Origin of the sequence: Gordonia sp. IITR100 (assembly GCF_002009645.1) — a bacterium.
Taxonomy (GTDB): Bacteria; Actinomycetota; Actinomycetes; order Mycobacteriales; family Mycobacteriaceae; genus Gordonia; species Gordonia hongkongensis.
In genome coordinates this window covers 1-18,616 of sequence record NZ_MVKV01000029.1, presented here as the reverse complement: position 1 = coordinate 18,616, position 18,616 = coordinate 1, and the positions used below count along the sequence as shown (strand labels likewise).

General features: G+C 68.4%; 19 protein-coding genes. 8 read left to right on the top strand and 11 right to left on the bottom strand.

Features of this window, described 5'->3' with window-relative positions; all coding sequences use genetic code 11:
* The 3 genes from B1818_RS24620 to B1818_RS23355 form a co-directional block, all read right to left on the bottom strand.
* Positions 1 to 226: FAD-dependent oxidoreductase (locus B1818_RS24620; protein WP_254859876.1), on the bottom strand; the 226-nt coding region annotated here is incomplete at its 3' end.
* A gap of 16 nt (positions 227 to 242) precedes the next feature.
* Complete coding sequence (locus tag B1818_RS23360; RefSeq protein WP_005195350.1) at positions 243 to 1,466, bottom strand: MFS transporter; 1,224 nt, start codon at positions 1,464 to 1,466, stop codon at positions 243 to 245.
* Positions 1,467 to 1,470: 4 nt separating this feature from the next.
* Positions 1,471 to 2,811 (bottom strand): NAD(P)-binding domain-containing protein, encoded by a 1,341-nt coding sequence (locus B1818_RS23355; RefSeq protein WP_074852727.1) that lies wholly within the window; start codon positions 2,809 to 2,811, stop codon positions 1,471 to 1,473.
* A 95-nt stretch (positions 2,812 to 2,906) separates the two neighbouring features.
* Between B1818_RS23355 and B1818_RS23350 the strand changes: the two genes are divergently transcribed.
* The 5 genes from B1818_RS23350 (at position 2,907) to lspA (ending at position 7,319) form a co-directional block, all read left to right on the top strand.
* Positions 2,907 to 3,812 carry a GNAT family N-acetyltransferase gene (locus B1818_RS23350; protein WP_005195334.1) on the top strand — a complete coding sequence of 302 codons (906 nt, stop codon included), beginning with the start codon at positions 2,907 to 2,909 and terminating at the stop codon, positions 3,810 to 3,812.
* A gap of 5 nt (positions 3,813 to 3,817) precedes the next feature.
* On the top strand, positions 3,818 to 4,135 hold the full coding sequence (locus B1818_RS23345) for a hypothetical protein (protein ID WP_005195331.1): 318 nt from the start codon (positions 3,818 to 3,820) through the stop codon (positions 4,133 to 4,135).
* 351 nt (positions 4,136 to 4,486) lie between these two features.
* The gene (locus tag B1818_RS23340; protein WP_005195330.1) at positions 4,487 to 4,864 is read left to right on the top strand and encodes a helix-turn-helix transcriptional regulator; all 378 of its coding nucleotides are present in this window, start codon (positions 4,487 to 4,489) and stop codon (positions 4,862 to 4,864) included.
* Entirely contained in the window at positions 4,861 to 6,819 is a 1,959-nt protein-coding gene (locus B1818_RS23335) for a cation-translocating P-type ATPase (protein ID WP_005195329.1), read from the top strand. Before B1818_RS23340 ends, B1818_RS23335 begins: the two co-directional genes overlap by 4 nt.
* The gene (gene lspA, locus B1818_RS23330) at positions 6,816 to 7,319 is read left to right on the top strand and encodes a signal peptidase II (RefSeq protein ID WP_005195328.1); all 504 of its coding nucleotides are present in this window, start codon (positions 6,816 to 6,818) and stop codon (positions 7,317 to 7,319) included. Before B1818_RS23335 ends, lspA begins: the two co-directional genes overlap by 4 nt.
* 97 nt (positions 7,320 to 7,416) lie before the next feature.
* On the opposite strand, the gene B1818_RS23325 is transcribed toward lspA, so the two are convergent.
* The 6 genes from B1818_RS23325 to B1818_RS23300 are packed head-to-tail and all read right to left on the bottom strand — an operon-like array spanning position 7,417 to position 12,142.
* Positions 7,417 to 8,478 carry an ArsO family NAD(P)H-dependent flavin-containing monooxygenase gene (locus B1818_RS23325; protein ID WP_005195327.1) on the bottom strand — a complete coding sequence of 354 codons (1,062 nt, stop codon included), beginning with the start codon at positions 8,476 to 8,478 and terminating at the stop codon, positions 7,417 to 7,419.
* Between the two features lie 2 nt (positions 8,479 to 8,480).
* Entirely contained in the window at positions 8,481 to 9,464 is a 984-nt protein-coding gene (trxB, locus tag B1818_RS23320; RefSeq protein ID WP_005195324.1) for a thioredoxin-disulfide reductase, read from the bottom strand.
* Between the two features lie 52 nt (positions 9,465 to 9,516).
* On the bottom strand, positions 9,517 to 9,948 hold the full coding sequence (locus B1818_RS23315) for an arsenate reductase ArsC (RefSeq protein WP_005195323.1): 432 nt from the start codon (positions 9,946 to 9,948) through the stop codon (positions 9,517 to 9,519).
* Positions 9,949 to 9,975: 27 nt separating this feature from the next.
* Positions 9,976 to 10,635: an arsenate reductase ArsC gene (locus B1818_RS23310; RefSeq protein ID WP_005195321.1), complete on the bottom strand. Its 660-nt coding sequence runs from the start codon at positions 10,633 to 10,635 to the stop codon at positions 9,976 to 9,978.
* 23 nt (positions 10,636 to 10,658) lie between these two features.
* The gene (gene arsB / locus B1818_RS23305; RefSeq protein WP_005195320.1) at positions 10,659 to 11,744 is read right to left on the bottom strand and encodes an ACR3 family arsenite efflux transporter; all 1,086 of its coding nucleotides are present in this window, start codon (positions 11,742 to 11,744) and stop codon (positions 10,659 to 10,661) included.
* Complete coding sequence (locus B1818_RS23300; RefSeq protein WP_005195318.1) at positions 11,741 to 12,142, bottom strand: helix-turn-helix transcriptional regulator; 402 nt, start codon at positions 12,140 to 12,142, stop codon at positions 11,741 to 11,743. The genes arsB and B1818_RS23300 overlap by 4 nt, the downstream gene beginning before the upstream one ends.
* Positions 12,143 to 12,220: 78 nt before the next feature.
* On the opposite strand from B1818_RS23300, the gene B1818_RS23295 reads away from it, so the two are divergent.
* The 3 genes from B1818_RS23295 to arsA are packed head-to-tail and all read left to right on the top strand — an operon-like array spanning position 12,221 to position 14,866.
* A complete protein-coding gene (locus B1818_RS23295; RefSeq protein ID WP_005195317.1) occupies positions 12,221 to 12,640 on the top strand; it encodes a low molecular weight phosphatase family protein in 420 nt (139 codons plus the stop codon).
* A 19-nt stretch (positions 12,641 to 12,659) separates the two neighbouring features.
* The gene (gene arsD, locus B1818_RS23290; protein ID WP_074848795.1) at positions 12,660 to 13,070 is read left to right on the top strand and encodes an arsenite efflux transporter metallochaperone ArsD; all 411 of its coding nucleotides are present in this window, start codon (positions 12,660 to 12,662) and stop codon (positions 13,068 to 13,070) included.
* Between the two features lie 11 nt (positions 13,071 to 13,081).
* Positions 13,082 to 14,866: an arsenical pump-driving ATPase gene (arsA, locus tag B1818_RS23285; RefSeq protein ID WP_074848794.1), complete on the top strand. Its 1,785-nt coding sequence runs from the start codon at positions 13,082 to 13,084 to the stop codon at positions 14,864 to 14,866.
* On the opposite strand, the gene B1818_RS23280 is transcribed toward arsA, so the two are convergent.
* Both B1818_RS23280 and B1818_RS23275 read right to left on the bottom strand, forming a co-directional pair.
* Positions 14,863 to 16,869, bottom strand: a complete 2,007-nt coding sequence (locus B1818_RS23280) for a site-specific integrase (protein WP_176455986.1) — start codon at positions 16,867 to 16,869, stop codon at positions 14,863 to 14,865. The two genes, arsA and B1818_RS23280, sit on opposite strands and share 4 nt — an antisense overlap.
* Before the next feature lie 329 nt (positions 16,870 to 17,198).
* Positions 17,199 to 18,434: a site-specific integrase gene (locus B1818_RS23275; protein ID WP_005195314.1), complete on the bottom strand. Its 1,236-nt coding sequence runs from the start codon at positions 18,432 to 18,434 to the stop codon at positions 17,199 to 17,201.
* Between the last annotated feature and the right edge of the window lie 182 nt (positions 18,435 to 18,616).

Here is an 18,616-nt window from a genome sequence, read left to right as displayed (position 1 = left end):
CTGGCATCGACTGCCGAGGTGCCGGACACCACCACACCGTCGCTGGCGATCTTCTCGCCGGGGCGCACATTGAACTCGTCGTCAATGGCGAGCTCGCCGATCGGGATCCGGCGGTGTCGTCGGAGGCTTCGAGGATCGCGGCGGTCAGGCCACGCTGGCGGAGGGAGTGGGCAGTGGCCAGGCCGGACTGGCCGGCGCCCACGATGAGGACGTCGTAGTGGGACATGTGGGGGTCCTTCGAATCAGGGAGTGGCGTCGACGGTGCGGCGGGGGACGCTGGCGGCCGCGACGAGGGCTGCGAGGAGTGCGATGGCACCGAGGACGAGGTAGGCGTGGGCGTAGCTGCCGGTCCAATTCGACAGGGCGGTGCCGGCCCACGGGGCGAGTGCCATCACGATGACGATGGGGGCGGACATCAGGCCGTTGAGGCGGCCGTAGTGGACGGCGCCCCACCGGTCGGTGATGGCGGTGGCTTGGACGAGGGTGAACAGTCCACGGATCAGTCCGGCGCCGATCGCGACGGTGATCAGGGTCACGACCGTGGTCACGACACCCAGTAGTGCGGTGCTGACGGCGGTCGCGACGAGAACACCGATGGCACGGCTGCGAGCCGAGGTACGGGCCGCGAGGGGCAGGTAGCCGATGCGGCCGAGGAGCTGTCCCGCCCCACTCAGGCCGAGGGTCAAAGCCGCCAGAGACGGGGAGAAGCCTTGTTCGATGAGCAGCGGCACGAGGTTGAACACGCCAGCGAAGGCGGCGAACGCGCCGAGGCTCAAGGCGGCGACGAGGGCGAGGAACGCGGGGCTGCGGGAGGCGTCGCGGTGATCGGCCGCGTCTCCGTGCGCCGGTGCCGGTGGGTGCGGCCAGCGCCCGCGCAGCCCCCACAGGTGGGCGGGGATGGTGATGACGGCGAGGATCGCCGCGAGGATGAGATAGGTGGCGCGCCAGTCGGTTCGCTCGACCAGCGTCGCGGCGAGCGGGGCGAAGACGGTGCTCGCCAGGCCCGCGGCGAGGGTGAGGATCATCAGCGCCTTGACGTAGCTGTCGCCGTACCAGCGGGTCAGCGCCGCGAACGCGGGCGGGTAGAGAACGCCGCCCATCGCGATGCCGGCGAGGATCCAGCCGGCGTAGAACGTCGGCAGGTTGTGTGCGGTCGCGATGAGGAGCAGTGCGGGCACGGCGAGTACGGAGCCGGCGGTCATGATGGCGCGCGGGCCGATGCGGTCGATGATGCGGCCGACGGGGATGCCGGTGAATGCGGCGGCGAGCTGGCCGATCGAGAACGCGGCCATGATCGTCTGTAGGGACCAGCCGGTGTCGTCCGCGATGGACACCGACAGCACGGGGAAGGCGTAGTAGAGGATGCCCCAGCTGGTGATCTCCGTCAGGCACAGGATCGCCAAGACCCGCCGCAGACCAGCCGCGGGAAGGGTGTCGGTCTGCGGCGGGGCCTTGGTGTCCGTCATCGGGCTATCGTGACCCGCCGGGTGCGGTCAGGGTCACCAACTCTGGCTGCGGCGCGCCGCAGCAGCCGCCTTCCGAGGCGTCGGCGTCGGGCTCGTCGAATACCCCTGCGCCGCCGCAGACCCCGGTTTCGGGGAGGATCAGCTCGACGCGGGCGGCGGCCTCGTGGTCACCGGCGATCGCGGCGGCGATGCTGCGGACCTGCTCGTACCCGGTCATGGCCAGGAACGTCGGTGCGCGGCCGTAGCTCTTCATTCCGGCCAGGTAGAAGCCGGGTTCGGGGTGGCTGAGTTCCTCGGCGCCGTGCGGGTAGACGGTGCCGCAGGAGTGCACGTTCGGGTCGATCAGCGGGGCCAGCTCGATCGGGGCCTGCAGGACCGGATCGAGGCCGAGGCGGATCTCCGACAGCCAGGACAGCTCGGGCCGGAAACCGGTGAGCACCACGACACGGTCGACACCGTCGACCCGCTGACCGTTGTCGGAGGTCAGGGCAACCCGGTCCTGATCGGCGGGTTCGACTGCGGCGGTGCGGAACCCGGTGACGACGTTCAGCAGGCCGTCGTCGACGGCCTTCTTCGCCTTCAGGCCCAGGGCGCCGCGGGCGGGCAGCTGGTCGGATTCGCCGCCACCGAATGTGGAGGCGACGTCGCCGCGGCGCAGGATCCAGGTGATCCGGGTGCCGGGTGCTTCCTTCTCGAGCGCGGCGAGGGCAACGATGGCGTTCAGTGCCGAGTGGCCGCCGCCGGCGATCGCGGTGTGCTTGCCCGCGTACTGCGCGCGCACTTCCCGGTCGTCGAGGTCCGGGACGCGGTAGGAGATGACGTCGGCCGCGGCCTTCTCGCCGAGCGCGGGTAGTCCTTCGCCGCCGAGCGGGTTCGGGGTGCCCCAGGTGCCGGAGGCGTCGATGACCGCCTGCGCAAGCACACGTTCCTCGGTGCCGTCGGCGCGGCGGATGTGCACGGACAGCGGTTCGGTGTCGCGGCCGGAGTCGACGACGAGGTCGCGGCCGCGGCGGGCGACGCCGATGACCTCGGTGCCGAACTGCACGGCGTCACCGAGTGCGGCGGCGAGCGGGACGAGGTAGTCGCGGACCCACTCCTGCCCGGTCAGATACGCCTCATCGTCGGGGGCATTCCAGCCGGTCTGGTCGAGCAGGCGGCGGGCGGCGGGGTCGATGACCTCGGCCCAGCGGGAGAACAGTCGCACGTGGTTCCACTCGGCCACGGCAGCTCCTGCGCGGGGGCCCCGCTCGAAGACCAGCGGGGTGAGCTGGCGTTCGCGCAGTTCGGCGGCGGCGGCCAGACCGATGGGTCCGGCACCGATCACGACGACGGGCAAGTCGTTCATCATTCGACCTTTCATCGATGTTCTTCGATCAATGCCCACAGTATCGATGGCCATCGATGAATGCAACCATCGATGCCGATCGATATACTGAGTTCATGGTTACGTCCACTGAGTCCGCCGAGTGCCGTGTCCCGCCGAGTGCAGGTGCCGGGCATCCGTCGGCCGGTTTGGCGGCCGAGGACGCGGCCACCTACGCCGGTTGGTTCGCCTGCCTGGCCGAACCGACCCGTGTCCGGCTTCTCCACGAGGTCGCCAGCACCCCGGCCGGCGTCAGCATCGGGGAGCTGGCCACACGGCTGGGCATCGGCCAGCCGACCATCTCGCACCACGTCCGCAAGCTCGCCGACGTCGGCTTCGTGACCGTCCACAAGGACGGCACCAGCTCCGTCGTGGTGGTCAACCCGGCGTGCTGCACCGGCCTGCCGAGCGCGGCCGACGCAGTCATGGGCCTGCTCACCCAGCGCCCGTGCTGCCCGGACGATCTCCCCGGCGACGTGACCGTTCGACCGATGACCGACGAGGACTGGCCCGCCGTGCGCCGCATCTACAGCGACGCCATCGCCACCGGTCTCACCACCTTCGCCACCGAGGTGCCGCCTCGGAAGACGCTGGACACCCAGTGGCTCCCGGATCACCGGTGGGTCGCCGAGATCGACGGCACCGTCGTCGGCTGGGCCGCCCTAACCCCCGCGTCGCCCCACGAGCACTTCCGCGGGGTCGCAGAAAGCGCGGTCTGTGTCGCCGAAGGCTGGCGCGGCCGCGGCGTCGGCAAGGCCCTGCTCCGAACGCAGGTGATCGCCGCCGACCAGGCCGGCCTGTGGACGCTACAGACCTCGGTCTTCCCGGAGAACCGGGCCGCGATCGCGCTGCACCACTCCGCCGGGTTCCGCACCGTCGGGGTCCGCGAACGCATCGCCCAACTCGGCGGCGAGTGGCGCGACACCGTCCTGCTCGAACGACGATCCGAGACCGAGGCCGCCACCAGCTGCGCGGCGTTCTGACCGTCGTGGACATCGAGCTGCTCTACTTCGACGGCTGCCCCAACTGGCAGATCGCCCGGGACCAGATCGCCGAGGCCCTCGCCGCGACCGGGAACGCCGGAACGCCGATCGTGCTCCGGGCGATCGACACCCAGGACGAGGCAGAACGCGAAGCGTTTCCGGGATCGCCCACCATCCGCATCGACCGGGTCGACGCGTTCGGGCCGACCACCGGGGTGGGACTGACCTGCAGGGTCTACCACACCGCCAACGGCCCCGCCGGAGCACCGACAGTTCCCGACCTCGTCGAGGCGCTCCGCCAGGCGGAGCTGCGGCGACACTGACGTCAGACACTCAGTCCGCGTATGCGGACCGTGCGTTCGAGCATCGTCGAAATGTCGAATTGGCGGAAACCGACCCGATCAGTGACCTCGCGAGTGAGGGCAAAGATGCCCGCTCGTTCCGCCCACAGCGCAGCACTGCACCGAAGGCGACACGAGCGGGTTCACGGCCGAAGCAACATGCGACCTAGCAGCAGCCCGTCATCGGCGTGCACGCGCACATCTCACATGTTCCGTTCGCCATCATTACCTGACAGGTCCACCAGGCCTGCAGATTCGTCAGCCAGTTCTCCATGTCCTCACCTGATCTCCAACCCCCATCTAACATCGTAGTTCATCGGTTATCATCGCCGTATGACGATTGATCGTGCGGATGGTTGCCTGACAGCCGGGAGTACCGGCTCGACCCTCGATGCGGCGGTGGCGTTGTTCCACAGCCTGTCGGACGGGACCCGGTTGGCGATCGTGCGCCGCCTCGCTGCGGGTGAGGCTCGGGTGGCGGATCTGGTCGGCGAGTTGGGGTTGGCGCAGTCGACGGTGTCGGCGCATGTGGCGTGTCTGCGGGACTGCGGGCTGGTGACCGGCCGCCCGCAGGGGCGGCAGGTGTTCTATGCGCTGGCCCGGCCGGAGTTGATGGATCTTCTCGCCTCGGCGGAGACGCTGCTGGCGGCGACCGGGAACGCGGTCGCGTTGTGCCCGAACTACGGCACCGATGCCGAGGAGAAGTCATGAGCGACGCGTGCGGCTGCGGCCACGACGAACCCCGCCCCGAAGGCGAGGAAGAACACGAGCCCGAAAAGCTCTGGCACATCACCGAGATCCGCGCCGCCGCCGCGGCCGGCGTGCTGCTGGTCGCGGCGCTGATCGTTCGCGTGACCGGCGGAGCCGATGCGCTCGCTGTGGGGTTCGAGGCGGCCGCGCTGATCGTGGCGGGTTACACGTTCGTCCCGTCCACGCTCAAGAGGCTGGCCAAGGGCAAGATCGGCGTCGGCACGCTGATGACGATTGCCGCCGTCGGAGCGGTGCTGCTCGGCGAGGTCGGCGAGGCCGCCATGCTCGCGTTCCTGTTCGCGATCAGCGAGGGGCTCGAGGAGTACGCGGTCACCCGCACCCGCCGCGGCCTGCGGGCCCTGTTGTCCCTGGTCCCGGACACCGCCACGGTGCTCCGCGGCGGCCGCGAGGAGACCGTCCCGCCGGCCGAGCTCGCTCTCGGCGAGATCATGATCGTCAAGCCCGGGGAGCGGATCGCGACCGACGGCGTCATCCGCACCGGACGCACCGCCCTGGACACCTCCGCGATCACCGGCGAATCGGTGCCCGTCGAGGCCGGTCCCGGCGACGAGGTGTTCGCCGGGTCGATCAACGGCACCGGAGTCCTCGAGGTCGAGGTCACCGCTGGCGCGCAAGACAACTCGCTGGCCAAGATCGTGCGGATCGTCGAGGCCGAGCAGTCCCGCAAGGGCGAAGCGCAACGCCTGGCCGACAAGATAGCCAAGCCGCTTGTCCCGGCCGTGATGGTCGCGGCCGCGGTCATCGCCGCAGTCGGCAGCCTCGCCGGTGATCCGCGGGTGTGGATCGAACGCGCCCTCGTCGTGCTCGTCGCCGCCTCACCGTGCGCGCTGGCGATTGCCATCCCCGTGACGGTCGTCGCCGCGATCGGCGCCGCGTCCAAGCTCGGCGTCCTGGTCAAGGGCGGTGCCGCCCTCGAAGCACTCGGCCGCATCCGCACCGTCGCGCTGGACAAGACCGGCACTCTCACCCGCAACCAGCCCGTCGTGATCGACGTCGCCGCCGCTAACGGCGCCACCCGCGGCGACGTCCTCGCGGTGGCCGCGGCGTTGGAGGCCCGCAGCGAACACCCGCTGGCCCGAGCGATTCTCGCCGCCGTCGGCCACTACGTGCCCGCCGACGATGTCGATGCCGTGACCGGCGCGGGCCTGACCGGCCGCATCGACGGCGCACCGGTTCGGCTCGGTCGACCCGGCTGGATCGACCCCGGCCCCCTCACCGCCGACATCGAACGGATGCAGCGTGCCGGCGCCACCGCGGTCCTGATCGAGCGCGCCGGAACCGTGATTGGGGCGGTCGCCGTCCGCGATGAACTCCGCCCCGAGGCACACGAGGTGATCGCCGGCCTGCGCCGCGACGGCTACCAGGTCGCGATGCTCACCGGCGACAACGACCGCACCGCCCGCGCCCTGGCCGCCGACGTCGGCATCGACGAAGTGCACGCCGACCTGCGCCCCGAGGACAAGGCCCGCATCGTCGGAACCCTCCGCGCTGCGCGACCGACCGCGATGGTCGGCGACGGAGTAAATGACGCCCCCGCCCTCGCCACCGCAGACCTCGGTATCGCGATGGGCGCAATAGGAACCGACGTGGCGATCGAGACTGCCGACGTCGCTCTGATGGGCGAGGACCTGCGCCACCTACCTCAGGCGCTGCACCACGCGCGCCGGTCTCGGACGATCATGCTGCAGAACGTCGGCCTGTCCCTGGCGATCATCACCGTCTTGATGCCGCTGGCCCTGTTCGGTGTCCTCGGCCTGGCCGCGGTCGTCCTCGTCCACGAAGTCGCCGAGATCGTCGTCATCGCCAACGGCGTCCGCGCCGGACGCGCCCGAACCCTCACCGCAGCGACACCCTCGGCGATCACGCGCGAACCGATCGCCGGGACTCGGTCATGACCTACGCCGAGCCCACCACCTCGACCTCAGCCAGGTGGCGCCGCGGCCGCCGCACCCTCGTCGCGGTCGCCGTCGCCTTAGCTGCGATCGCGCTGGTCGTCGATCCGATTGCACGCGACACTCTTTCCTGGGGTCGGACCGTCGATCTCGGCCTGCTGCAACTGCGCCTGACCTACAACACCGGGGTCGCTTTCAGTCTCGGCGACCAACTCCCCACCGCCGTCGTTCTTGCCGCCACCGCGGCCATCACCGCCACGATCAGTGTGTTCGCGTGGCGTACCGCACCGGACAGTCACCCGATCCAGACCGTCGGGCTCGCCGCGATCGTCGCCGGCGCCGCCGCCAACGTCATCGACCGTCTTCTCGACGGCAAGGTCACCGACTACTTCCACACCGGATGGTTCGCCACCTTCAATATCGCCGACACCTACATCACCTGCGGCGTCGTCCTCGTCATCGGCGCATTGCTCCTCGAATCCAACGAGGACCACTCACCATGACCCGCATACCCGAGCACCTTGCGCAACGCCCACACCGCGGAAGCGTCCGGGTGAACGTGGGCGCGCTCGTCGCCGGTCCCTTATCGGACGAGTGTGGTCAGTCGTCGAGGTCGAGTTGGGCGACTGCAGCTTTGGCAGTGCGTCCGACGCCGAGGATGGTCGCCGAGCCGGGGCCGGTCCAGTCCCCGTAGCCGAGCAGGTGCAGGCGGGGCTCCTTGAGCGCCTTCGTGCCCGAGACGGCGATCGTGCCGTCGTGCTCGCGCAACCGCAGCGGACGCAGGTGGGCCAGCGCGGGCCGAAAGCCGGTGGCCCACACAATGACATCGGCGTGCTGAACCGTGTTTCCCCAGGCGACGCCGTCTCGGGTGAGACGGTCGAACATCGGTAGCGCCTGCAGGACACCACGATCGCGGGCCTCACGCACCTCGGGCACCATGACGATGTCGCCGAGGGAAGCCGGTCCGCCGGGATCGGGTTTCCCGGCGGCGATCGCCGCGGCGCGCTCGGATGCGACCTGGAACAGCACCCGCCCGTCGACGTCGTCGGCGAGGAAGCGGGGTGGCCGGGTCGTCACCCACGTGGTGGTGGCCACGGTGGAGATTTCGGCGACGAGCTGGGCGGCGGAGTTGCCGCCACCGACGATCACCACCCGGGCGCCAGCGAAGTCCGACGGTTGCCGGTAGTCGACCGTGTGGAGTTGGCGGCCGGTGAACTCCCGCGCACCCGGGTACAGCGGCCAGAACGGTTGCTGCCAGGTGCCGGTCGCGCTGATCACCCGCCGGGCCCGCCAGATCCGTTGGTTCGTGGTGACGGCGAGGTGCTGCCCGTCGCGGTCCACACCGGTGACCCGGACGGGCCGCTTGATCGGCAGGTCGTAGCGCTCCTCGTAGGCGGTGAAGTAGTCGACCACGTGCGAGGCGGGCGGGAAACCGTCCGGCCACGGCGGCATCGGCCATCCCGGCAGGGCCGCGAACTCCGCCGGGGAGAACAGCCGCAGCGACGGCCACGTGTGTGGCCATGCCCCGCCGGGTACCGGTTGGTCGTCGAGGATCACGAACCGGTGCCCGGCTCGCCGCAGGTAGTAGCCCGCGGCGAGCCCGGCCTGTCCGCCACCGATCACGACCACATCCATGTCGGTCACCGATCGCTGCTGCATCATGCTCAGACGGTGACGGGCTCGCCGGCGGCGGCGAGGGTGTTCTCGGTGATCTCCCCCTGGTCGGCCAGCCAGCGCTCGGCGTCGATCGCGGCGGCACAGCCGGTGCCGGCCGCGGTGATGGCCTGACGGTAGGTGTGGTCGACCAGGTCGCCGGCCGCGAAGACACCCTCGGTGGAGGTGGCGGTCGTCGGCGACTGCACCTGGACGTAGCCGGCGGCGTCGACGTCGACCTGGCCCTTGACGAGCTCGCTGCGCGGGTCGTGGCCGATGGCGACGAACATGCCGGTGACGTCGAGCGTGGACCGCTCGCCGGTGACCGTGTCGCGGACCACCAGGCCGGTGACGCTGTTCTCACCCAGCACCTCGACCGGCTCGGCGTTGGTGACGAAGCGGATCTTCTCGTTCGCCTTGGCGCGCTCGAGCATGATCCGGGACGCGCGGAACTCCTCGCGGCGGTGCACGAGGGTGACGCTGCGGGCGAACTTGGTCAGGAAGGTGGCCTCCTCCATCGCGGAGTCGCCGCCGCCGACCACGACGATGTCCTGGTCGCGGAAGAAGAAGCCGTCGCAGGTGGCGCAGGCGCTGACGCCGCGGCCGAGGAGCTTCTCCTCCCCCGGGATACCGAGGTAGCGGGCAGCGGCACCCATCGCAAGAATGACGGCGCGGGCGTAGTACGTCTCACCGTTCGCGACGACCTTCTTGACCGGGCCGTCCAGCTCGATCTCCTCGACGTCCTCGGTGCGGATGTCCGCGCCGAAACGCTTGGCCTGCTCGCGCATCTCGTCCATGAGATCCGGGCCCATGATGCCCTCGCGGAAGCCGGGGAAGTTCTCCACCTCGGTGGTGGTCATCAGCGAGCCGCCGAACTGGGTGCCCTCGAAGAGCAGGGGCTCGAGCTCCGCGCGGGCGGCGTAGACGCCGGCCGTGTATCCGGCGGGTCCGGAGCCGACGATGATCAGGTCGTGGATGGTCGCGTCAGTACTCAATGAGGAGCCTTCCGTGCGGCCCCCGCAGGGGCGAAGAGGTGGACGTTGTCGGTCAGGAACGGGCGGGCTCGGCGGTCAGTTCTGCGATCAGCGCCTCGACCTTCGCCTTGATCTCGTCACGAATCGGGCGGACCGCGTCGACACCCTGACCGGCCGGATCCTCGAGAACCCAGTCGCGGTAGGACTTTCCGGGGAAGACCGGGCACGTGTCGCCGCAGCCCATCGTGATCACCACGTCGGAGGCCTGTACCGCGTCCACGGTGAGGATCTTCGGGGACTGCGTCGAGATGTCGATGCCGACCTCGGCCATCGCCAGGGTCGCGGCGGGGTTGACCTGGTCGGCCGGGGCGCTGCCCGCGGAGCGGACCTCGATCCGGTCACCGGCCAGCGCGGTGAGGAATCCGGCGGCCATCTGGGAGCGGCCGGCGTTGTGCACGCAGACGAACAGGACCGACGGAGTGGCGTTCGGGGAATCGGTGGTCATCGAGAACCTTTCGGGAAGATGGAGGGGTCAGGCCTGGGTGGTGGTGGTGAGTTCGGTGAGCAGGCCGCGGACACGAATATCGATCTCGTCGCGGATCGCGCGCACCATGTGCGGCGATTGCCCTTCCGGGTCGGGTACCGACCAGTCGAGATACCGTGTGCCCGGATGGACCGGGCAGGCGTCGCCGCAGCCCAGGGTGACCACCACGTCGGCGACGGCGACGACCTCGTCGGTCAGCGGCTTGGGATACGCGGCGGCCAGGTCGATTCCGGTTTCGGCCATCACCGCGAGGACGGCGGGATCGATCCCGCCGGTCGGGGCCGAGCCCGCCGAATGGACGTGGACACGGCCGCCGCTGTGGTGGTCGAGCAGCGCCGCCGCCATCTGCGAGCGGCCGGTGTTGTGGGCGCAGACGAACAGCACCTCGGGCGCCGTCTTCACCACGGAACCGTCGGTGTGGGCGCGGGCGGTGAGGCGTTCGGCGGCCAGCCTGGGCGCGAGCGCCGTCAGATGGGTGTGCACCGTGGCGGTCTCGCGGAGCGCGGCGTACGACTCGAACACCGTCCGCTCCACCGTTTCCGGGGAGAAGACCCCGACGTATCTGCCGGCGAGATGCTCGGCGGCCCGCCGCAGGACCGCCTCGGGGACGAGTAGTTCGGACTGATGGCGGTCGACATGCTGGGACATGTTCGTCTCCTGGCCTTCTCGGGTCACGAAGCGATGGGTGCGGGAGAGTCCGTGCGGTTGAAGCGTTTGCGTAGCGCGAGGGAGACGTAGACCAGGCCGACGAGGACGGGGACCTCGATCAGCGGTCCGACGACCCCGGCGAGGGCCTGGCCGGAGGTGACGCCGTAGGTGGCGATGGCGACCGCGATGGCGAGCTCGAAGTTGTTGCCCGCGGCGGTGAACGCGAGGGTGGTGGTGCGCTCGTAGCCCAGTCCCATTGCGGCGCCGAGTGCGTAGCCGCCGCCCCACATGATCGCGAAGTACGCGAGCAGCGGGATCGCGATCCGGACGACATCGAGTGGCTGCGAGGTGATCTGGTCGCCCTGTAGCGCGAAGAGGATCACGATGGTGAACAGCAGGCCGTAGAGCGCCCAGGGGCCGATCTTCGGCAGGAACCGCTCCTCGTACCACTCGCGGCCCTTGGCCTTCTCCCCGAAGTGGCGGGTGAGGAACCCGGCGAGCAGCGGGATGCCGAGGAAGATCAGTACGGACTTGGCGATCTGCCACGGTGAGGTGTCGATGGTGGTCTGTTCGAGGCCCAGCCAGCCGGGCAGCACCGAGAGGTAGAACCAGCCGAGGACGGCGAACATGATTACCTGGAAGACGGAGTTGATCGCGACCAGGACGGCGGCCGCTTCGCGGTCGCCGCAGGCGAGGTCGTTCCAGATGATGACCATCGCGATGCAGCGCGCGAGGCCGACGATGATCAGACCGGTCCGGTATTCGGGCAGGTCGGGCAGGAAGATCCAGGCGAGCGCGAACATCAGCGCCGGGCCGAGGACCCAGTTCAGCAGCAGGGAGCCGAGGAGGAGTTTGCGGTCGCCGGTGACGGTGTCGAGGCGGTCGTAGCGCACCTTCGCGAGGACCGGGTACATCATGATCAGCAGACCGAGCGCGATCGGCAGGGAGATGCCGTCGAGTTCGACGGCCCCGAGTGCGTCACCGAGGCCGGGGATCATCCGGCCCAGGAGCAGGCCGGCGACCATCGCCACACCGATCCACACCGGCAGGAACCGGTCCAGGGTCGAGAGCTTGCCGACAACAGCGGGATGGGTGGTCGTCTCGGTCACCGAGCCACCTCCACGACCGCAGCTGCGGGCACGCAGGCCGAGCCTTCGACGACACCGACCTCGGACGCCAGCACCGCCGACAACTGCGCGAGCGCGGACGGGATCACCCGGTAGTAGACCCAGGTGCCGCGGCGCTCACAGTCGAGCAGACCGGCCTCGCGCAACACCTTGAGGTGATGCGAGATCGTCGGCTGCGACAGCTCGAACGCCGGGGAGATGTCGCACACACAGCTCTCGCCGTTCTCGTGGCTGGCGATCAGACTCAGCATCCGCAGACGCACCGGATCCCCGAGCGCCTTGAACATCCGGGCCAGGTCAGAGGCCCAATCTGAGGTCAACGGCTCCCGCGTGATGGGCGAGCAGCAGGCCTCGACCCCACTCGACGATTGATTCGACATACGTCTATATTGACTCTTATCGATTCAACTCGTCAACCGAACGGCCGGTGAACACGGCCACCCCGGAAGGATCCGAGCGTGAACAAACCTTCGGTGCTGTTCGTCTGCGTGAAGAACGGCGGCAAGTCCCAGATGGCGGCCGGGCTGATGCGCAAGGCCGCCGGCGACGCGGTCGAGGTGCACTCGGCCGGCACCAAGCCTGGCGCCGCGGTCAACGCCCTGTCCGCGCAGTCGCTTCTCGAGGTCGGCGTGGACATCACCGCCGAGACCCCGAAGGCGATCGACCCGCAGCTGCTGCGGGCAGTCGACGTGGTGGTCACCCTCGGCCGCGAGGCCCACGTCGATCCCGTCCCGGGGACCCGGTTCGAGAACTGGGACACCGACGAGCCGTCCGAACGCGGCATCGACGGCATCGACCGCATGCGCCTGGTCCGCGACGACATCGCCGCCCGCGTCGACCGGCTCGCCGCCCAGCTCACGGCCCCCACCCACCCCTGAGAACTGAGAGGCCCCCCTGATGACCCGTATCGAGGTTTTCGAGCCCGCACTGTGCTGCAACACCGGAGTGTGCGGCGACGACGTCGACCAGGCCCTGGTCACCTTCACCGCCGACATGGACTGGATCAACACCCAGGGCGGCGACATCGCCCGCTTCAACCTCGCCAATGAGCCCCTCGCCTTCGCCGAGCGGGAACCGGTCAAGGCGTTCCTGCAGCTCTCCGGCTCAGAGGGCCTGCCCCTCGTCCTCGTCGACGGCGTCACCGCCGTCACCGGCCGCTACCCCGACCGGGCCCAGCTCGCCAAGTGGGCCGGCATCGCCCCCGAACCGGTGGCCGCGCCCGCCGCGATCCAGATGCTCGGCCTCACCGACACCACCGACGCCGGATCCTGCTGCGGCGACGGCCCGGACAACACCAGCTGCTGCTGAAAGGTCGACCCATGAAGTTCCTCGACGGTGCACCGCGGTTCCTGTTCTTCACCGGCAAGGGTGGGGTCGGGAAGACCTCGATCGCCTGCGCCTCCGCCGTCGCCCTCACCCGCGAGGGCAAGAAGGTCCTGCTCGTGAGCACCGACCCCGCCTCCAACGTGGGGCAGGTCTTCGGGCTGAGCATCGGCAACACAATCACCGACGTCCCTGCCGTCCCGGGACTCTCGGCGCTCGAGATCGACCCCGAACAGGCCGCCGACGCGTACCGCGAACGCATCATCGGCCCCGTCCGTGGGCTGCTCCCCGAGAAGGAACTCGCGTCGATCACCGAACAGCTCTCCGGGTCGTGCACCACCGAGATCGCCTCGTTCAACGAGTTCACCGCGCTGCTGACCGACGAGACCACGATCGCCGGGTTTGACCACGTCCTGTTCGACACCGCCCCCACCGGCCACACAATCCGGTTGCTGCAGCTGCCCGGGTCGTGGACCGAATTCCTCGACGACGGCAAGGGCGACGCCTCCTGCCTGGGCCCGCTGTCCGGGCTCGAGAAGCAACGCACCATCTACGCCGGCGCCGTCGCCGCCCTGGCCGACCCGCAGCGTACCCGCCTGGTCCTGGTCGCCCGGCCGCAGCGGTCCCCGCTGGCCGAGATCGCCCGCACCCACACCGAACTCGCCGACATCGGACTGACCGAGCAGCACGTCGTCATCAACGGTGTCCTCCCCGCCCCCGACCGCAGCGACGCCTTGGCCTCCGCGATCTACGACCGCGAACAGGCCGCCCTCGCCGCCCTACCGGGCGACCTGCGGAAGCTGCCCCTCGACCAGGTCGAGCTCAAGGCCACCAGCATGGTCGGCATCGACGCCCTGGGCACCCTGTTCATCACCGAGTCGAACACCGCACCGGCACAGGCCGATTCCGAGACCGCTGCCGCCGTGCCGGAAGCGCCGCTGTCCGCGCTCGTCGACGAACTCGCCGCCGACGACCACGGCCTGATCATGTGCATGGGCAAGGGCGGGGTCGGGAAGACCACCATCGCCGCCGCCGTGGCCGTCGCGCTCGCCGAGCGCGGCCACCAGGTGCACCTGACCACCACCGACCCGGCCGCGCACCTCACCGACACCCTCGCCGGCAACCTCGAGAACCTGACCGTCTCGCGGATCGATCCGGCTGAGGCTACCGCCGCGTACCGGGACCGGGTCCTGACCAGCAAGGGCGCCGCCCTCGACGAGCAGGGCCGCGCCAACCTCGCCGAGGACCTCAAGTCCCCGTGCACCGAGGAAGTCGCTGTCTTCCAGGCCTTCTCCCGCATCATCCACGAATCCCGCCGGCACTTCGTCGTCGTCGACACCGCCCCCACCGGCCACACCTTGCTCCTGCTCGATGCAACCGGCTCCTACCACCGCGAGATCGCCCGGCAGATGGGCGAGAACACGAACTTCACCACCCCACTGATGCGGCTGCAGAATCCCGACGAGACCAAGATCCTCATCGTCACCCTCGCCGAAACCACACCCCGCCTCGAAGCCGAAACACTGCACGCCGACCTCGAACGCGCCGGGATCCACCCGTGGGCCTGGGTGGTCAACAACTCGATCGCTGCAGCTCACCCGACATCACCGCTGCTCCGACGGCGTGCCGGGACAGAAGTCGTCGAGATCAGCTCCATCACCAGCACACACAACCGGAGTGCGATCGTGCCGATGCTGGCCACTGAACCTGTAGGGATCAACGCACTGAATGCACTGACCCGCCCGTCCGAGACGACCCAGTCGAACCTCCCGCCGACCTAGAATCTCCCGCACCACTGGAACTTGGTCTGGTCATCCAATTCCCGACGTTCTTTTGAACTTCGGCGTGCCGCTGGTTCACTGAACGACCGTCTCGCCCTGAGCGGATCAGCGAGCCGACGGGATACCCAAGTCGGCCAGGCCTGTTCGGCCGTACGGGCCCGATCGGTCGAGGACCGTGAGCTTGCGGATCGCCGCGTCTCGGCTGGTCTCGAGCCCTTAAATTTCGCCGAGCCACCCGTTTGTTCGCGCTTCAGCGATCCGTAGGGGCGACCGCAGGTGCCGAGTTCAAGCTGTCGGGTCGCGAAGTGCTGCTCGAACTCAGCCCACTCTGTATCGGTGGGTTCCCGGTACTCGACGGCGGGGCGCATCGCTCGACGGTGGTCGAGGTAACGGCGGTAGGACCCGATCAGCTCATCCTGGAAAACCGCGACGTACCCCTGCGTGGTGGTGATGTTGGCGTGTCCGAGGAGCTTGGCGGCGATGTGGACCGGGAGTCCGCCCGTAACCGCGTCCGTGGCGAACAATCGCCGGAAGTCGTGCGGTGTGAAGTGCAACGGCTCGCCGGCCGCGTCACGAAGGCCGATGCGCTCGATCGCCTCTTCGAGAAGGCGTCGCAGGGTTCCGTACCCGATCACTGAACGTCGGTGCCCGTTGCGGCACTGGAAGAGGTGCGGAAGCGCTGGACCTGTCGTCCGCTCATGCTTGTCGTATCTGGCGACCAGCGGGATCACTCCATCGTTCTCACCGCGTAGTCGAGTGATAATCGAGGCGAGGACGCTGGCGAGTTCGGGGCTGACGAGCAGCAGGCGCTCCTCGTTGCTCTTCGAGGGAAGAATCTGCAGAAGTGGCACCGTCTCGCCCGTATCCGGCGGCCTGTAGGTGACGAGTGCGAGGTGAGTGAGTTCGCCGAGCTCTTCCACTCGTATTCCGGTGTGGCGCAGTGTCTCGATAACAGCCCAGGTCCAGAAGGCGTCGTCTTCCTCCTTGACGACGTCGATGCGCCGGCCCGCTGGATCGATGACGTGAACGAACGTCGTGTTGCCGTTGACGCGTCGCTTGTCGCTGGGGTCGACCCTGCGGTATTTCGTTGCGCGGTACTCGAACTCTTCGCCGGGTTGGGCCCTCCGCGCATGGTCGAGAAGCGCCGCCCGGTCTTCGCGATGGTCGTTTGCGCTGTCCACGAGACGGTCGAGATGTGGAAGCCGAGTGCGGACGCGTTGGTGCATCCGGGCTTGTCGGGTGCGCTTGGCCTTCTCGATTCCCTTTGTGTCCATACGGTGCACGGGAGACGGAGCCGCCCACGGAGCCCAATAGGGATCCGCGAGGGCCCACTCCTGGATGTCGAGGTAGAACGCGCGCACAACCATCAGCACGTCCAGGTAATTCAGCCGCGGTCTGGTGGACCCATCTCGATTCGTGACGGTACGCAAGCGCAGCTTCCAATCTCGCGCGGCATTGTCGCTGAGGTGCAGGGAGTCGACACCCGGATGGTGGGCTTCGATATCAGCCCAGAAGGAGCCGAGTAGGCGGGCTGTTGAGTCGAAGGAGGTGTAGTCCAGCGCTGGCTTCCTCTCGTTGAGATAGCGAACGAGGAGATCCCGGATAGCCGAGTTCTGGATGGCGAATCGGTCGATGATCTGTTCGGCGCTGCGCTGGCCGACTCTCAGACACGTCAGCAGGTCGTTGTCGGGAATGGGGGCAATCCCGCGGACGAGATCCCAGGCCGCGTGGACGCCGTTCGGGTTGGACCCGTTGGAGTGCCGGTTGTCTGCAAGATAGTCGGTGAAGTCATGTAGCTGCAGTTGGTTGAGGTCTCGGCCGGTTGCCAGGACCATCTTGCTCAACACCAACCGCGCTTCGCGGAACTGGTACGCCGTCAGTTTGGCGCGCGGTGCGTTGGCGGCGATGCGTTCCCAGAGATCGGGGCGGAGCCTCTCTCGAACCGTCTCGTACAGGCTTCGTGCCCTGTATGCGCGCAGGAACGCGTAGTCGACGATCACCACTCGATGGATGAGGAGCGCCGGCACTGTGTCGATCACGTTCCTGCGGGCGACTCCGCGCGCCGAGAGATGCTCGGTCATGGTGGTGATCCAGCTCGGGTAGTCGTTCCCCGATGCGGCTGACCACCGCTCTTGCCAGCCGGTTCCGGGGAATGTGGAGAGCCACTCGAGGATGCCGCGCAGCGCGATCGCGGCCCGCTCGCCGCGTACCGGGTGATTCCGCCAGCGAAGGTCTGCCTCCACGGCGGCAAGCACCTCATCGATCGAGTGGCCGTCGTGGTGTCCGTGAACGCGCTCGGGGCGGACGGTCACTGAGGGAGTTGCCACTGTCGTCAGCACAGATCCTCACCGCCAAACAGAACAGACATGTCATGGTCCCGGTATCCCAGCGACTTCCCCGCGAGGGGGTGTGGTGGTGAAGGCCTGCTCAGGTGCTCGAGTACACGCGACGCCACCTGGACATCTGATTCGTGCAGGTACACCTGGACGGTCGTGGCGATTTGTCGGTGGCCGAGGATTGTCTGAACGTCACGGAGCGAGAGCTTCGAGTCGTCGGCCATACGTCGTGCGGCAGTGTGCCGCAGATCGTGCATGCTCCAGTTGGTTCCGAGCGCGACGTTGGTGCGACGGAAGACGCCTCGGAGCGTTTCGTAGTTCATCGGTTGGCGGGACGCACCAGCCCGACGATTGCGGACGCGAAGGGTCCACCACAGTGGGGCGTTCGGTTGCACATCATCGATCTCGGACAGATACAGGCGGAGCCACAGCAGCGCCTCCGCGCTCACAGGTAGCCATTGTTCGTCCCGTGAACCTTTACGAGTCACCCGCACCAACTGCTCGCCCCAGTCGACGTCGGCCATCCGCATCCCGAGGATCTCCCCAGCTCGGGCACCATTGCTGACCGCCATCGACAGCAGTGCCCTGTCGCGATTGGAGGTGAGCGCACCGAAGAGCCGAACCCATTCCGGATCGGGAAGGACCCTCGGACGACGTTTCGGTATGGGCGGGTTGTAGCGAAGCCGGCCGTCGGTTCGGAATGATTCGAGGGGGTTGTGGTGCGCATGGGCGCGCCGGCTCGCGTTGCGCAACTGGACTGGGTTTACCAGGGGCCCAGTCCCTTCGATGATGGCCCATTCGTAGAAGGTGCGCAGCACCGCATTGCTGTGGCGGATGGTCCGCGGCTTGTAGCGGTCGTCGAGGTACTGCTTGCGTGTGACGGCGTTGATCGTGCCCGCGGTCGAGACGGACACGGTCCGCCGACCACTTTCCGGCTTGATGGCATCAGACAACCAGAGAACGAACTCGCGCAGGTCTTCTTGTGTGGCACGGTTCCACGGCCGGTCGATCACACGCAACCAGCGCCACCATCGCAGCAGGTCATACGCATAGCTCCGAACCGTCCCGGCGCGGTGACCACGAGTGACCAACTCCTTCAGAAACTCGCCGACCGGCTCGATCTCACGATCGTCCGGTCCAACCAGAGACCAGAACGGAACCCCATCTACTGGGTTCACACGACCCCAGGCCGGAAGCCTCGTCGGCACACCCTTCGCGTCTTCACGGTTCACGGACACTCCCTTCAACAGTGCCCTCGACAATGACCACGCTGACCGCCCCCGCCTCGATCGTCCTCGGCGTGTCCGAACTTAGTCCGGTCAACATCCCGTGGGTCGTGCCTGGTTGTCCGGCGGTGCCGAAGAACAACGCATACAACGACCACAACAGCGCCGCGGTGGTGCCGACCGAGATG

Excerpts from the sequence above, each read along its gene's own strand:
- arsD (WP_074848795.1), top strand. The coding sequence starts at position 12,660 with ATGACCCGTATCGAGGTTTTCGAGCCCGCACTGTGCTGCAACACCGGA.
- arsA (WP_074848794.1), top strand. The coding sequence starts at position 13,082 with ATGAAGTTCCTCGACGGTGCACCGCGGTTCCTGTTCTTCACCGGCAAG.
- B1818_RS23325 (WP_005195327.1), bottom strand. The coding sequence starts at position 8,478 with ATGATGCAGCAGCGATCGGTGACCGACATGGATGTGGTCGTGATCGGT.
- lspA (WP_005195328.1), top strand. The coding sequence starts at position 6,816 with ATGACCTACGCCGAGCCCACCACCTCGACCTCAGCCAGGTGGCGCCGC.
- B1818_RS23335 (WP_005195329.1), top strand. The coding sequence starts at position 4,861 with ATGAGCGACGCGTGCGGCTGCGGCCACGACGAACCCCGCCCCGAAGGC.
- B1818_RS23340 (WP_005195330.1), top strand. The coding sequence starts at position 4,487 with ATGACGATTGATCGTGCGGATGGTTGCCTGACAGCCGGGAGTACCGGC.
- B1818_RS23355 (WP_074852727.1), bottom strand. The coding sequence starts at position 2,811 with ATGAACGACTTGCCCGTCGTCGTGATCGGTGCCGGACCCATCGGTCTG.
- B1818_RS23350 (WP_005195334.1), top strand. The coding sequence starts at position 2,907 with ATGGTTACGTCCACTGAGTCCGCCGAGTGCCGTGTCCCGCCGAGTGCA.
- B1818_RS23310 (WP_005195321.1), bottom strand. The coding sequence starts at position 10,635 with ATGTCCCAGCATGTCGACCGCCATCAGTCCGAACTACTCGTCCCCGAG.
- B1818_RS23315 (WP_005195323.1), bottom strand. The coding sequence starts at position 9,948 with ATGACCACCGATTCCCCGAACGCCACTCCGTCGGTCCTGTTCGTCTGC.
- B1818_RS23300 (WP_005195318.1), bottom strand. The coding sequence starts at position 12,142 with ATGTCGAATCAATCGTCGAGTGGGGTCGAGGCCTGCTGCTCGCCCATC.
- B1818_RS23360 (WP_005195350.1), bottom strand. The coding sequence starts at position 1,466 with ATGACGGACACCAAGGCCCCGCCGCAGACCGACACCCTTCCCGCGGCT.